Annotated in this window: 17 protein-coding genes; 7 read left to right on the plus strand and 10 right to left on the minus strand. The window is 65.1% G+C overall.

The annotated features are described in order from the left end of the window. Positions 1-12: 12 nt before the first annotated feature. The 3 genes from argC to NF699_04055 are packed head-to-tail and all read right to left on the minus strand — an operon-like array spanning position 13 to position 1,578. Positions 13-942: an N-acetyl-gamma-glutamyl-phosphate reductase gene (gene argC, locus NF699_04045; protein USU05872.1), complete on the minus strand. Its 930-nt coding sequence runs from the start codon at positions 940-942 to the stop codon at positions 13-15. Beyond that, positions 939-1,205 carry an SH3 domain-containing protein gene (locus tag NF699_04050; protein USU05873.1) on the minus strand — a complete coding sequence of 89 codons (267 nt, stop codon included), beginning with the start codon at positions 1,203-1,205 and terminating at the stop codon, positions 939-941. Before NF699_04050 ends, argC begins: the two co-directional genes overlap by 4 nt. Positions 1,206-1,257: 52 nt before the next feature. Beyond that, positions 1,258-1,578 (minus strand): MarR family transcriptional regulator, encoded by a 321-nt coding sequence (locus NF699_04055; GenBank protein ID USU06987.1) that lies wholly within the window; start codon positions 1,576-1,578, stop codon positions 1,258-1,260. A 234-nt stretch (positions 1,579-1,812) separates the two neighbouring features. Between NF699_04055 and secG the strand changes: the two genes are divergently transcribed. Both secG and NF699_04065 read left to right on the plus strand, forming a co-directional pair. Further along, positions 1,813-2,157: a preprotein translocase subunit SecG gene (secG, locus tag NF699_04060; GenBank protein USU05874.1), complete on the plus strand. Its 345-nt coding sequence runs from the start codon at positions 1,813-1,815 to the stop codon at positions 2,155-2,157. 89 nt (positions 2,158-2,246) lie between these two features. Beyond that, on the plus strand, positions 2,247-3,881 hold the full coding sequence (locus tag NF699_04065) for a CTP synthase (GenBank protein USU05875.1): 1,635 nt from the start codon (positions 2,247-2,249) through the stop codon (positions 3,879-3,881). 120 nt (positions 3,882-4,001) lie between these two features. Here NF699_04065 and mltG read toward each other — a convergent pair whose 3' ends face one another. From mltG to fabD, 6 genes are all read right to left on the minus strand, one after another. Continuing rightward, the gene (gene mltG / locus NF699_04070; protein ID USU05876.1) at positions 4,002-4,970 is read right to left on the minus strand and encodes an endolytic transglycosylase MltG; all 969 of its coding nucleotides are present in this window, start codon (positions 4,968-4,970) and stop codon (positions 4,002-4,004) included. 4 nt (positions 4,971-4,974) lie between these two features. Then, positions 4,975-6,234, minus strand: coding sequence for a beta-ketoacyl-ACP synthase II (fabF, locus tag NF699_04075; GenBank protein USU05877.1), 1,260 nt, complete (start codon positions 6,232-6,234; stop codon positions 4,975-4,977). Between the two features lie 182 nt (positions 6,235-6,416). Continuing rightward, complete coding sequence (locus tag NF699_04080; protein ID USU05878.1) at positions 6,417-6,653, minus strand: acyl carrier protein; 237 nt, start codon at positions 6,651-6,653, stop codon at positions 6,417-6,419. A gap of 120 nt (positions 6,654-6,773) precedes the next feature. Then, the gene (gene fabG / locus NF699_04085; GenBank protein USU05879.1) at positions 6,774-7,514 is read right to left on the minus strand and encodes a 3-oxoacyl-[acyl-carrier-protein] reductase; all 741 of its coding nucleotides are present in this window, start codon (positions 7,512-7,514) and stop codon (positions 6,774-6,776) included. 2 nt (positions 7,515-7,516) lie between these two features. Then, on the minus strand, positions 7,517-7,945 hold the full coding sequence (locus NF699_04090) for a GxxExxY protein (GenBank protein USU05880.1): 429 nt from the start codon (positions 7,943-7,945) through the stop codon (positions 7,517-7,519). Positions 7,946-8,010: 65 nt separating this feature from the next. Continuing rightward, positions 8,011-8,970 carry an ACP S-malonyltransferase gene (gene fabD, locus NF699_04095; protein USU05881.1) on the minus strand — a complete coding sequence of 320 codons (960 nt, stop codon included), beginning with the start codon at positions 8,968-8,970 and terminating at the stop codon, positions 8,011-8,013. A gap of 195 nt (positions 8,971-9,165) precedes the next feature. On the opposite strand from fabD, the gene NF699_04100 reads away from it, so the two are divergent. From NF699_04100 to rplI, 4 genes are all read left to right on the plus strand, one after another. Continuing rightward, complete coding sequence (locus tag NF699_04100) at positions 9,166-9,543, plus strand: RcnB family protein (protein USU05882.1); 378 nt, start codon at positions 9,166-9,168, stop codon at positions 9,541-9,543. Between the two features lie 158 nt (positions 9,544-9,701). Then, positions 9,702-10,145 (plus strand): 30S ribosomal protein S6, encoded by a 444-nt coding sequence (gene rpsF, locus NF699_04105; protein ID USU05883.1) that lies wholly within the window; start codon positions 9,702-9,704, stop codon positions 10,143-10,145. Then, entirely contained in the window at positions 10,145-10,369 is a 225-nt protein-coding gene (gene rpsR, locus NF699_04110) for a 30S ribosomal protein S18 (protein ID USU05884.1), read from the plus strand. Before rpsF ends, rpsR begins: the two co-directional genes overlap by 1 nt. An 11-nt stretch (positions 10,370-10,380) precedes the next feature. Beyond that, the gene (gene rplI, locus NF699_04115; GenBank protein ID USU05885.1) at positions 10,381-10,986 is read left to right on the plus strand and encodes a 50S ribosomal protein L9; all 606 of its coding nucleotides are present in this window, start codon (positions 10,381-10,383) and stop codon (positions 10,984-10,986) included. Between the two features lie 421 nt (positions 10,987-11,407). Here the strand turns inward: rplI and mutL are convergent, their stop codons facing one another. Next, positions 11,408-13,177: a DNA mismatch repair endonuclease MutL gene (mutL, locus tag NF699_04120; protein ID USU05886.1), complete on the minus strand. Its 1,770-nt coding sequence runs from the start codon at positions 13,175-13,177 to the stop codon at positions 11,408-11,410. 163 nt (positions 13,178-13,340) lie between these two features. Here mutL and NF699_04125 point away from each other — a divergent pair, with 163 nt between their 5' ends. Continuing rightward, positions 13,341-14,354: a rod shape-determining protein gene (locus NF699_04125; GenBank protein ID USU06988.1), complete on the plus strand. Its 1,014-nt coding sequence runs from the start codon at positions 13,341-13,343 to the stop codon at positions 14,352-14,354. Positions 14,355-14,358: the final 4 nt, after the last annotated feature.

The raw sequence follows: 14,358 nt of genomic DNA on the forward strand, positions 1-14,358 counted from the left end.
ATCCTTGGATTTCTAGAGGATGAGGCCGGCAAGCGGATCGAGCCCGGCCATGATATTGAGGTTCTGGACGGCGGCGCCACCGGCGCCCTTGCCCAGATTGTCGAGTGTTGCGATCAGGCGGACATGGCCGCTGTCGGCATTGCCGCAGATGCGCAAGGTCATACGATCGGTGCCGGCGTTTTCCTCGATCTCCACGGCAGCCGGATCACCGGAAGCGACCGAGACGAGCGCACTGTCCAGATAGGCGGCGGCGAGCGTATCCTCGATCTGCGCAAGGCTCGGGGCGCCCGGCAATTGCTTCAACGGGAGGGGTATCTCACCCAGCATGCCGCGATTCAGCCGCGCGACGGCGGGTGCGAAGATCGGCGGATGCGTGAGGCCGGCATGATCGCGCATCTCGGGCAGGTGCTTGTGGGACAGGCCGAGGGCGTAAATTCGGAACGCGGTGTCGGTGCCGCCCTGTTCGAATTCGGCAATCATCGACTTGCCCCCGCCCGAATAGCCGGATGTGGCATTGTAGGTCAGCGGCCAGTCGGTCGGCACCAGCCCGGCGCGAACCAGCGGCGCCATCAGTGCGAGGAAGGCGGTGGGGTAGCAGCCCGGATTCGACACGAAGCGGGACATGGCGATCCGTTCGCCCTGTCCTGGCGCCAGTTCCGGAAAGCCGTAGGTCCATCCGTCGGCCACGCGGTGCGCGGAGGATGCATCGATGATCCGCGTCGTCCCGCCCCGTACCAAAGCAACGGCCTCGCGCGCGGCCTCGTCCGGCAGGCAGAGAATGGCGATATCCGCATCGTTCAGGGCTTCGGCGCGCGCCGAAGCGTCCTTACGCCGATCGTCATCCAGCGTCACGACCGTCAGGTCGGTCCTGCCGGCGAGTCGATCACGGATGTCTATACCGGTCGTACCGACCGCACCGTCGATGAAGACCGTAACACTCACGAATCGAAATCCGAAACCTTGTCGAGCGCCGTGCGATCGACATAACCAACCATTCCCGCCCGTACGGAAAGCCCCCAGGCATGCTTCCCGGCGAGTTCCAGCACCTCGAACACGTCTCCCGGAGCAAGATCGCCAATCGGCTCACTGAGGTTGCGATCGGCGAACAGGGCGATGCCAGTCAGCACCCGCGCCTTCAGCGGCGCCGCGTAATGCGGAGCAAATACCTGTTCAGCCAAGCGAACATCGGCGAGGTCGCCACGCACCGCGTGCGTCTTCGGGTCGAGGTCGACCGATGGGCCGGTGAGGGCGAAGGCCCTACGCGAGGGCTGGCTGGAGCGACCGGGGGTCGCCTTCGCCAAGGAATTGCCCGAACTCTTCAAGAAACTCTGCCCCTTCGGAAGTACGCGCGACGAAGATGTTGCGCTTGTCGCTGTCGTCACGTTGACGGCGCAGATAGCCGAGCGCACCCAGCCTGTTCAAGGCGCGCGTGACGACGGGCTTCGAGACGTTCAGCGCCCGCGCCAAACCGCGCACTGTATGAGGGCCGGGATTGAGGTAGACGAGAAGGAGCAGCGCCATCTGACGATTGGTCAGATCGGGCTCTCCCGACCGGACGTAATCGACCAGGGCCGTCATCCAGGTGGCAAGGGACTGCGCGGCTGTACCCACGATCAAATATCCGTTTCTGCGCCGTTTTCGGGGCTTTGTTTCGCGGTCATAACGCCCCCGCACGTCCCGGGTTTCCGTTAAATGAACAGGTATGTGTAATAAGTCGGACATCCTGCCGGTGACGGTCGGCAGGAACGGGCGGTTGATCGCGGGCCGGCCCTCGCCTATGTGCGCGCCTTCATCCGATATTCGGGACCTTAGATGTTCACCTTCCTTCTCGTCCTACATGCCATCATCGCCGCCGCGCTCGTGACGGTGATCCTGATGCAGCGGTCGGAGGGTGGTGGCCTCGGCATGGGCGGTAGCCCGTCGGGACTGATGTCGGCGCGCGGTGCGGCCGATTTCCTCACCAAGATGACGGCGATCCTCGCCACGGTGTTCGTCTGCATGTCGATCGCGCTCGCCTTCATCGCGGCCAGCCGCCAGACGCAGACGATCGATACGTCGCTCGCCCGGACGCCCCCGGCGGCTGCCGCACCGGCTCCGGCACAGGATGCCGTGCCGAACACGCCTGCCGACAACGGCGCGGTGCCGCTCCAGCGCTAAGCCGATCCACCGTTCATCGTAAATCGCGCGCGGGTCCCCCCCGCGCGCTCTTGTCGTTCGACCCCCAAACACGCTAGGCGATTTCTCCCATGGCGCGGTACATCTTCATCACCGGCGGCGTGGTCTCGTCGCTCGGCAAGGGCCTCATGGCGGCCTCTCTCGCAGCTTTGCTTCAGGCACGCGGTTATCACGTCCGGATTCGAAAGTTCGATCCCTATCTCAACGTCGATCCGGGCACGATGAGCCCGTACCAGCATGGCGAAGTCTACGTCACCGACGACGGCGCGGAGACCGACCTCGACCTCGGTCATTACGAACGCTTCACCGGCGTCGCATCGCGCCAGTCGGACAACGTCACCTCCGGCCGGATCTACAAGACGATCATCGAGCGCGAGCGGCGCGGCGACTACCTCGGCGCTACGGTGCAGGTGATCCCGCACGTCACGGACGCGATCAAGGCATTCGCGCGGGCGGAAACCGACGACCTCGACTTCGTGCTGTGCGAGATCGGCGGCACCGTCGGCGACATCGAATCGCTGCCGTTCATCGAGGCGATCCGCCAGTTGAAGAACGAAGTCGGCCGCGGCAATGCCATCAGCATCCACGTGACGCTGGTGCCGTACATTGCGGCAGCGGGGGAATTGAAGACCAAGCCGACGCAGCATTCGGTGCGCGAGCTCGCGGCGCTGGGCGTACAGCCCGATGTGCTGGTCTGCCGTTGCGAACACCCGCTGCCGCCGTCGGAGCGCGCCAAGATCGCCTTGTTCTGCAACGTGCCGGAAAGCGCCGTCATCCCGGCGCTGGATGCCAAGAGCATCTATGCGGTACCGCTGCAATATCACGGCGAAGGCCTCGATTCGGAGGTGCTGCGCGCCTTCGGCATCACGCCGTCCTCCGCGCCGGACCTGTCTCGGTGGACGGAGATCATGGATCGCCTGACCAATCCCGAGGGGGAGGTCACCGTCGGAGTGGTCGGCAAGTATGTCGGCCTCCAGGACGCCTACAAGTCGCTGAACGAGGCTCTGGTCCACGGCGGCATCGCCAACCGGGTTAAGGTCAACGTCCGCTGGATCGACGCCGAACTGTTCGAAAACGACGATTCGGAGATCATCGGCCAGCTCGAACCCTGCGACGCGATCCTCGTGCCCGGCGCGTTCGGCGAGCGTGGTGCCGAAGGAAAAATCAAGTCGGTCAAATTCGCCCGCGAGCGCGAGATCCCCTATTTCGGCATTTGTTTCGGCATGCAGATGGCCTGTGTCGAGGGTGCACGCGACCTCGCCGGCATCGCGGGCGCGTCATCGACGGAGTTTGGGCCCACCGAGGAACCCGTAGTCGGCCTCATCACCGAATGGATGGGCCGCGATGGTCTCGAAAAGCGTGAAGAGCAGGGCGACATGGGCGGCACGATGCGACTCGGCGCCTATGAAGCCGCACTGGATGGCAACAGCGTCGTGTCGTCGATCTACGGCGGCACCACGATCCACGAACGTCACCGCCACCGCTACGAAGTCAACACCAACTACAAGGATGCGCTGGAACAGGGCGGTCTGGTGTTCAGCGGCATGTCGCCGGACGGCACCCTGCCCGAGATCGTCGAGCGGCCGGATCACCCCTGGTTCGTCGGCGTCCAGTTCCATCCGGAACTAAAGAGCAAGCCGTTCGACCCGCATCCCCTGTTCGCGAGCTTCATCGAGGCTGCGGTGAAGCAGAGCCGCCTGGTCTGATCCGGGCGGCTCTGCCGGCGCTCTTCCCGCGCTTCGTTATCGCAGCGTAGCGAAGTGATCGCTGCGAGCGCGGATGTCGCGTCGCCTACATTCCTGACAATGACGGCAGCGGGTAAACGCCTACATCTCGCCGCGCTGGCGGCGGATCGCGTACCATTTGCGTACGTTCGCATTATGCTGATCGAGCGTGTCGGCGAAGACATGCCCGCCGGTGCCATCCGCAACGAAGTACAGTGCGTTGGACTGCGCCGGATCGAGCACGGCGTCGATCGACGCCCGTCCGGGATTCGCGATCGGTCCCGCCGGTAGCCCGGCCTCGGCATAGGTGTTGTACCCGTTCTTGGCTCGCAGCTCCGACCGCAGGATGCGGCGGCCGAGCGGGCGCCCTTTGGTGATCGGATAGATCACTGTTGGGTCCGCCTGCAGCGGCATGCCACGCTTCAGGCGATTGGCGTACACCGCAGCAACCGTGCGCCGTTCGGACGGCTTGCCGGTTTCCTTTTCGACGATCGAGGCGAGAATGATCGCCTGTTCGGGCGTGCTCACCGCAATTCCCGGCTTCCGTTTCGTCCATGCCTGAGCAAGATAGTCCCGCATCGCGGTCTGCATCCGGGTCACCACCGATGCCCGCGTATCGCCGCGCTGGAAGGCGTAGCTGTCGGGTAGCACCGAACCCTCGGCAGGCACCGGCACGCTGCCGGTCAGCCCGTCGGCCTTGGCCAGCGCATCATGGACCAGCACCGACGGATAGCCCTCCGGCACCACCACCAGCCGTTGCAGCACCTTTCCGCCCTGCAACATCTTCAGGATATCGGACGGGCTGGTGCGTGCGGGAATGCGGTACTCGCCCGCCTTGATCGGCTCGCCCGACCCGAACACTCGCGCCAGCAGCCGGAACCGGCTGGCGGACCTTATCGCACCTGCCTGCTCCAGTTCCCGGGCGGCGGCGGCGAGGCTGCTGCCCTCCGCTACCTGCACGGTCAGGGTCTTCGGCGCGGGACCGCTCCCGCCCCAGCCCTGTACCACGAGGAACGCGGCGACGATCGCCGCAAGGCCGATCAGCAAACCGAGGCAACCGACCTTGCGCACGCGATCAGAGCGCCTTCATCACCAGCGACGCATTGGTGCCGCCGAACCCGAACGAATTGTTCAGCACCGCCTTCACCTGCCGCTTCTTGGCGACATGCGGGACGAGGTCAACGCCGACACAATTCTCACTCGGATTGTCGAGGTTGAGCGTCGGCGGCACGATGCCGTCGCGCATCGCGAGGATGCAGAAGATCGATTCGACCGCACCCGCGCCGCCGAGCAGATGGCCGATCGCCGACTTGGTCGACGACATCGACACGCCGTCGAGCGACGCTCCGAACAGCTTGCGCACCGCGCCCAGTTCCAGTTCGTCGCCGAGCGGGGTCGAGGTGCCGTGCGCGTTGATATAGTCGATGTCCTCCAGCCGCAGGCCGGACTTGCGCATCGCCATCTCCATCGACCGGAACGCGCCCGAGCCCTCCGGATGCGGCGCGGTGACGTGATAGGCATCGCCGGACAGGCCGTAACCGATCACCTCGGCATAGATATGCGCGCCGCGCGCCTTGGCCCGCTCGTATTCCTCAAGGCACAGCACGCCCGCACCCTCGCCCATGACGAAGCCGTCGCGGTCGCGGTCGTAGGGGCGGCTGCCGCGCCACGGTTCGTCGCGGAAGTTGGTGGACAGCGCGCGCGCCTGCCCGAAGCCGGCGATGCCGATCGGACAGATCGCGCTCTCCGCGCCGCCCGCGAGCATCACGTCGGCATCGTCCATCGCGATCATCCGCGCGGCGTCGCCGATCGAATGCGCGCCGGTCGAACAGGCGGTGACGACCGCATGGTTGGGGCCCATCAGCCCGTATTTGATAGAGACCTGACCCGAGATCAGGTTGATCAGCCGACCATGGACGAAGTGCGGCGACACGCGCTTCGGCCCCTTGGCGGCAAGCACCAGCGATTCGCTCTCGATCCCCGGCAGGCCACCGATGCCCGACCCGATCGAACAGCCGGCGCGGAAGCGCTCGGCCTCGGTCATCTCGGTCAGGCCCGCATCCTCGAGCGCCTGACCGGCGGCATCGATGCCATAGACGATGAACGGATCGACCTGGCGCTGGATCTTGTGATCGACGCGCTTGCCCGCGTCGAAGCCATATTCGTGATCCGCCGGCTTCACTTCGCAGGCGTAATTCGAATGATAGTCTGTCGCATCGAAACGCCGGATCGTGTCCGCGCCCGACTTCGAGGCGATGATGTTGGCCCAGGCGGTTTCCACATCCGCGCCCAGCGGGGTGACGAGGCCAAGACCGGTGACGACGACGCGACGCATGCTGTTCTTCCTTCTTTCGTCATCTCCGGCTCGACACCGGAAACCTCATGCCGCCTGAGACCCCGCATTCGCGACGGGGCGACGTTCCTTACAACGCGAAACGGCTCCCCGCCCTCTAGCCGGGGACGGGGAGCCGTTCAAATCCGACCCGATGACATCGGGTTTGGCCTCAGCCGCGGATCTTAGGCCTTGTGCTCGTCGATATAGGTGATCGCGTCCTTGACGGTCGTGATCTTCTCGGCGGCGTCGTCGGGGATCTCGACCCCGAACTCTTCCTCGAACGCCATGACGAGCTCGACGATGTCGAGGCTGTCGGCACCCAGGTCGTCGATGAAGCTCGCGTCCTCGGTCACCTTGTCGGCTTCGACGCCGAGATGCTCGACGACGATCTTCTTCACGCGGTCGGCGGTCTCGCTCATGGTATATTCCCTCTTCGCTTTGGGGGTGTTTGTTTGTTCCTGAACGCCCGTAGAACGGGCAGGTTCAGGTGGCAAGCGTCTGTTCAGGGTCGTGCCGAACGGCCCATCCCCAAACCCGGCCTAGATCATGGCCATACCGCCGTTGACGTGCAAGGTCTGTCCGGTGACATATCCCGCCTCGCGGCTGGCGAGATAGACGACCGCGGCACCGATGTCCTCTCCGGTGCCGAGGTCGCCCGCCGGAATGCGGCCGAGCAGCGCGGTTTTCTGCGCCTCGGGCAGGCCGTCGGTCATCGCCGAGCGGATGAACCCGGGCGCGACGCAATTGACGGTGATATTACGGCTGGCGAGTTCCTGCGCCAGCGCCTTCGACATGCCGACGAGGCCCGCCTTCGACGCGGCGTAGTTCGCCTGCCCCGGATTGCCGGTCTGGCCGACGACCGAGGTGATCGACACGACGCGGCCGAAGCGCTGCTTCATCATCGGCTTGGCGGCCGCGCGGATCAGCCGGAATGCGGCTTCGAGGTTGACGCGGATCACCTGATCCCATTCCTCGTCCTTCATCCGCATCGCCAGATTATCGCGCGTGACGCCGGCGTTGTTGACGAGGATATCGATCCGCCCCCCTAACGCCGCCACCGCCTGCGGCACCAATGCATCCACCGCGGCGGCATCCGACAGGTCGCAAGGCACCGCGACATGCTCGCCCCCCAACCCGGCGCGAAACGCCTCCAGCTTGTCGGCATTGGACCCCGACACCGCCAGCTTGGCTCCCTGCCCCGCCAGCGCCTTGGCGATAGCGGACCCGATACCGCCGGAAGCGCCGGTGACGAGCGCGGTCATACCTGTGAGATCGAACATAATTAGTCTCCAAGAAGGTTGTTCACGCGGAGACGCGGAGACGCGGAGGGGCGATGATCGTTGACGATCCGTCGCACTCCCTCCTTGAGCGTCGCGCCACCGAAGTTGATGAGCAACCCGACGGGCTGCTTGGTGAGGCGTAGATAGGTAAGCAATTGTTTGGCGTGGATGATCGTCAGCCGCTCGACCGATTTGATCTCGACGAGCAGTCGCTCGTCGACAAGAAGATCGATGCGGAACGCTACGTCGAAGCGCATACCCTCGAACTCGATCCCGACCGGCCGTTGGCGGGCAACGGAATAGCCAAGCGCGATAAGCTTGCCAGCAAGCACGGTTTCATAAACGCTTTCGAGCAGTCCTGGCCCAAGATCGCGATGCATCCTCAAAGCCAGATCAAGAACGTCACCGCTGATCTGGTCGATGTCCCTCACTTCTTCTCCGCGTCTCCGCGTCTCCGCGTCTCCGCGTGAACAAACCTTCATGCGCTGGCTCTCGATCACACCTTCTTAAGCAAATCCTCGATGTCGTCCATCGTGACCACGCTGATCGCCTCCGCGTCGGGGGCGATGCGCTTGACCATGGGGGAGAGGACCTTGCCGCCGAATTCGACGAACTGCGTCACCCCCGCATCGACCATCGCGAGCACCGATTCGCGCCAACGGACCATGCCCGTCACCTGCTGCACCAGAGCCACCCGGATCGCGCCGGGATCGGCGATTGCCACCGCATCGACGTTGGCGAACACCGGCACCAGCGGCGCGGTGATGCGCGCCTCGGCAAGCGCCGCGTCCATTGCATCCGCGGCTGGCTGCATCAGCGGGCAGTGGAACGGCGCCGATACCGGCAGCAGAACCGCACGCTTGGCGCCCAGATCCTTCGCCATCGCCACCGCGCGCTCGATTGCGAGACGATGGCCGGAAATCACCACCTGCGACGGATCGTTGTCGTTCGCCACGGTGCAGACCAGTTCCTTGCCGCCTTCAGCGAAAAGCGCGTCCACTGCCGCCCCGGCGATCGTCTGCGCCTTGTCGAGGTCCGCGCCGAGCAGCGCCGCCATCGCCCCCTCACCGACCGGCACCGCCGCCTGCATCGCCTGTCCCCGCAGCTTCAGCAGTCGCGCCGTCGTCGCCAGATCAAACGTGCCTGCCGCGCACAGGGCGCTATATTCGCCAAGGCTATGCCCGGCGACATAATCTGCTTTGTCGGCCAGCCGCACGCCGCCTTCCTGCTCCAGCACGCGCAGCGTTGCGATCGCATTCGCCATGATAGCGGGCTGTGCATTCTCGGTGAGTTGCAGGTCCTCCGCCGGCCCCTCGGTCATCAGCCGGAACAGATGCTGGCCCAGCGCCTCGTCGACCTCGCCGAACACCTCGCGTGCGACCGGGCTGGCTTCGCGCAACGCCTTGCCCATGCCGACCGCCTGGCTCCCCTGCCCCGGAAAGATGAATGCCCGCATCGCGCGTCTCCTGTGATTGCAGGGTCGCGGCACTAGGCCCGCTCCGGCCGACACGCAACCTGAACGAACCTTGCCGAGTTGCGACACGTTGCGACCGTTTTGCGAGGTTGTTGAAAGAGGTATGCGACATCTCGCTCCTATCTCTTGCTTCGACGCCGGACAGAACGGCGCCTGTAATCAAATGGGAGTTTTGTCATGAAGAAGCTGATCCTGAGCGCCATCGCCGCTACCCTGGTCGCCAGCCCGATGGCCGTAAGCGCCGCGGAGGCTGCGCCGGTCCAGCGCGAGCGCACCGTCACGACCGTCAAGGAGCGTCCGAACGGTCGCACCATTGTGACGCAGCGCACGACCGTCCGCAATAACGGCATTCGCAACAACGGCCCGCGCAACTGGCGCGCCGGCCAGCGCTTCGACCGCCGTTACGCCACCAACTACCGGGTTGTCCGCGACTATCGCACCTATCGTCTCGCCGCTCCGGGGCGCGGGCAGTATTGGGCGCGTTCGGGCAACGATGCGATCCTCGTACGCAACAACGGCACTGTGGTCCGCGTGATCCAGCGTTCGTTCCGCTAACCGCCAAGTCACCTTGCTATTAGTGGCGAGGTCGGTATGAGGCCCACATCCGGGGTGGAGAGCCAGTCTCTCCGCCCCGGTTCGTATTGCACGAGAGAAGACAGCCGGAGGGGCGTCGCATGGGGCGGCGTCAGCGATCGGCCAACGAAGGACAAGGCATGGCTCTGTACGAGCACACGTTCCTTGCGCGCCAGGATCTGGCACAGGCGCAGGTGGACGCGCTGGCGGAAAACGCCACCAAGATCATCGAAGACAATGGCGGCAAGGTCGTCAAGACCGAGACGTGGGGCCTTCGCAGCCTCGCCTATCGCATCGCCAAGAACCGCAAGGCGCATTACGTCATGCTCGAGATCGATGCCCCGGGCAACGTGGTCGCCGAGCTGGAGCGCCAGACCCAGATCAACGAGGACGTGATCCGCTACATGACCGTCAAGGTCGATGAGCTGGAAGACGGTCCGACCGTGATGATGCGCAAGCAGGAGCGTGATCGTGAGCGTCGTGGCGACCGTGAAGGTGGCCGTGATGGCGGACGCGATGGTGGCCCGCGCGGCGACCGTCCTGATCGTGGCCCCCGTCGTGACCGTGAAGAGGAGGCCGCATAATGGCTCGCCCGTTTTTCCGCCGCCGCAAGTCCTGCCCGTTCTCGGCCAAGGATGCTCCCCGGATCGACTATAAGGACGTCCGGTTGCTCCAGGGCTTCGTGTCCGAGCGTGGCAAGATCGTGCCGTCGCGCATCACCTCGGTAAGCGCCAAGAAGCAGCGCGAGCTGGCCCAGGCCATCAAGCGCGCCCGTCATCTGGGCCTGCTGCCCTACGTCGTTAAGTAAGGAACGGACACATGGACGTTATTCTGCTGGAACGCGTCGAGAAGCTCGGCGCCATCGGCGACGTGGTGAAGGTGAAGGACGGTTTCGCCCGTAACTTCCTGCTGCCGAACAAGAAGGCGCTGCGCGCCAACGAAGCCAACCGCAAGGTGTTCGAGGCCAACCGTGCCCGCATCGAATCGGACAATGCCAACCGTCGCGGCGAAGCCGAGAAGGATGCGCAGAGCTTCAAGGACGCGTCGGTCACCCTGATTCGTCAGGCATCGAACACCGGCCAGCTCTATGGCTCGGTCGCGGCTCGCGATCTGATCGAGGCGCTGGAGGCCGATGGCCACAAGGTCGCAAAGAACCAGATCGTGCTCGACAAGCCGATCAAGTCGATCGGCGTGTACGAGGTGCGCGTCGCGTTGCACCCGGAAGTTGCGGTGACCGTCAAGGTCAATGTCGCACGCTCGCCCGAAGAGGCCGAGATGCAGGCGACCGGCGTCGATGTCATGGCATCGATGTTCGAGCGCGACGAAGCCGGCTTCGTCGAGGATTACGATCCCAACGCCGAGCCGGGAGCGACTGCCGAAGTGCAGTCGGACGACCGTGCTGATGCGGAGCAGGCGCAGGGCTAATCTGCCTCTGCCGGCCCATCGCCGACATACGAAAAGGCCGCCCGGTGGATCACCGGACGGCCTTTTCTTTGTCGAAATGGTCCGTCGATCAGGGGCAGCTGAAGCACGCACCCACCACCGCGGCGAGTGGGATCAACGCGAGGACGACCGGAAAAATCTGCTTCATGATACGGCAACCCAGAATGATGGTGTCAGAGTCTGAATGCACGCCGACCGCAAAGGTTGCGATTGCATGAACGCCGCAGGAACCGGCATCCCAAACCGGCACATCACTTTAGGCATGACAACACCTCCGCGAAAGCGGCTTTGACAAGGATGTCTGCGACTGTGCTTGCGGAGGACTGATCAAAGGGTCCGGCAAGCGGCTTTTTTGCCGCTGCAGACGCGCCCAACTAACGCACCGGGAGCTAGGCCAAGCTGATCATTTTCGGCCGAAAAGCTTTTCCACATCCGTCATCGACAATTTTACCCATGTGGGACGACCGTGGTTGCACTGGCCGGAATGCGGCGTCACCTCCATCTCGCGGAGCAATGCATTCATCTCGGCCACGCCGAGCACCCGCCCCGCGCGGACCGAACCGTGGCACGCCATCGTTCCGGCTACCGCATCCAGTCGCTCGCGCAACGACAGGGCTTCGTCGAAGGCGGAGAGTTCGTCGGCAAGGTCGGTGACCAAGCCGGTCGGGTCCGCCTGCCCCAGCAGCGCCGGCGTCGACCGAACCAGCATCGCAGCGGGACCGAATCGTTCGAGGTCGAGGCCCAGCTCGGCAAGTTCATCCGCACGCGCCTCCAGCCGGTCGCATGCCGGCTCGTCCAGCTCGACGACCTCCGGAATCAGCAAGGCCTGGGCCGCGATTTGTCCCCCGGCGAGCGCCGCGCGCATCCGTTCGAGCACCAGTCGTTCATGCGCGGCATGCTGGTCGACCAGCACCAAGCCATCTTCCGCCTCCGCGACGATATAGGTCTGGGCAACCTGCCCGCGGGCTACGCCGAGCGGATGCGCTACGGTTTGCGGCGCCGGCGCCCATGCGGGTTCGGCGCGCGCCGCCGGCGGCGCCGTAAAGAACGTCGGGCGATCGCGCACGCCCTGATAACCCGCTGCCCCCGGGCCGGCATCCGCCATTGGCCCCCATCCCGGCACTGGCACGGCAGCCACCTCGGGCCGCCACATCGCCAGCGCATCCTCGCTCGGTCGCTGGACACTGCGATGTCCGGCCGCATCCAGCGCCCGGCGCAGACCGGATACGATCATCCCCCGCACCATCGCAGGATCGCGAAAGCGCACTTCGGTCTTCGCCGGATGGACGTTCACATCCACCTCGCTCGGCGGCACGTCGAGGAACAGCGCCACCACCGCGTGTCGATCCCGCGGCAGCATCTCCGCATAGGCGCCCCGGATCGCGCCCATCAGCAGCCGGTCACGCACCGGTCGCCCGTTGACGAACAGATATTGGTGATCCGCGACCCCGCGATTGTAGGTCGGAATGCTCGCCACCCCGCCCAGCACGATCCCGTCGCGCTCGAGATCGACCGGCACCGCATTGTCGGCAAGCGCCCGATCCGTCAGCGCCGCGACCCGTGCCGGTCGGTCGTCCGCCTGAGCCACACCAAGCGCCCGTCGCCCGTCATGTTCCAACGTGAAGGCAAGGTCGGGTCGCGCCATCGCGAGCCGGCGTACGACATCGAGACAGGCGGCATATTCCGCCCGCGCTGATCGCAGGAACTTGCGCCGCGCCGGCACCCGCCCGAACAATTCCTCGACGATCACCCGCGTGCCCGGCGGCAGCGCGGCGGGCCCTTCGCGCACGACCGCGCCATTATCCACCACCCGCGCCCAGCCCTCCGCACCCACAACGCGGGACTCGATCGTCAGCCGCGCGACGCTGGCGATCGACGGCAGCGCCTCACCGCGAAACCCGAGGGTCGTCACCAGATCGATCGCCTCATCGGGCAATTTTGACGTTGCATGCCGTTCCAGCGCCAAAGCCATGTCGGCGGGCGTCATGCCGCAGCCATCATCCGCCACCTCGATCCGCGAAAGTCCTCCTTCGGAAAGGCTTACTGCGATCCGACTCGCGCCAGCGTCGATCGCGTTCTCGACCAGCTCCTTCAACGCGCTGGCGGGCCTTTCCACCACTTCACCGGCGGCGATACGATTGACGAGATGTTCGGGAAGACGGCGTATTGACACGCCGCAAGCTCTATACCAAGCGAACGCATCCCGCGAGCCTTCCGCACAACGTGACGAACTTCATGGCCGACACGGTCTGCGGCGGATCATGCGGAGCTTTTTGCGTCCCGAACACGGAACCCAGCGCCCGATGGCATTTCCATTCCCCCGCTTCTTCAAATTCATGTCCCACGACATGGCGATCGATCTCGGCACAGCGAATACGCTGGTCTACGTCCGCGGTCGCGGCATCGTGCTCAACGAACCGTCGGTGGTGGCGGTCGAGACGATCAACGGCGTCAAGCGGGTGAAGGCGGTCGGTGACGATGCCAAGCTGATGATGGGCAAGACCCCCGGCTCGATCGAGGCGATCCGCCCGCTCCGCGATGGCGTCATCGCCGACATCGACGTCGCGGAGGAGATGATCAAGCACTTCATCCGCAAGGTGCACGGACCGCGCAAGTTCGCCCGCTGGCCGGAAATCGTGATCTGCGTGCCTTCGGGATCGACCAAGGTCGAACGCCGCGCGATCCGCGACGCCGCCTCTAACGCCGGTGCGAGCCAGGTCTACCTGATCGAGGAGCCGATGGCCGCCGCGATCGGCGCCGACATGCCCGTCACGGAGCCGATCGGTTCGATGGTCGTCGACATCGGCGGCGGCACGACGGAAGTCGCGGTGCTGTCGCTTCGCGGCCTCGCCTACACCACCAGCGTGCGAGTCGGTGGTGACAAGATGGACGAGGCCATCGTCAGCTACGTCCGCCGCAACCACAACCTGCTGATCGGCGAAGCCACCGCAGAACGCATCAAGCAGGAGGTCGGCATCGCCCGCCCACCCGCCGACGGCATCGGCAAGATCATCTTCATCAAGGGCCGCGACCTCGTCAACGGCGTGCCGAAGGAGATCCAGATCAATCAGGGCCAGATCGCCGAGGCGCTGTCCGAACCGGTCGCGACGATCGTCGAGGGCGTCCGCGTCGCGCTGGAGAACACCGCGCCTGAACTCGCCGCAGACATCGTCGATCAGGGCATCGTCCTGACCGGTGGCGGCGCGCTGCTCGAAGGGCTGGATGAGGTGCTGCGCGACGAAACCGGCCTGCCGGTGACCGTCGCCGAAGACCCGCTGACCTGCGTCGCTCTCGGCACCGGTCGTGCGCTGGAAGATCCGATGTTTCGGGGCGTGTTGCAGACGGGCTGAGCCC

The sequence above is a fragment of the Sphingomonadaceae bacterium OTU29LAMAA1 genome, from assembly GCA_024072375.1.
Taxonomy (GTDB): Bacteria; Pseudomonadota; Alphaproteobacteria; order Sphingomonadales; family Sphingomonadaceae; genus Sphingomonas.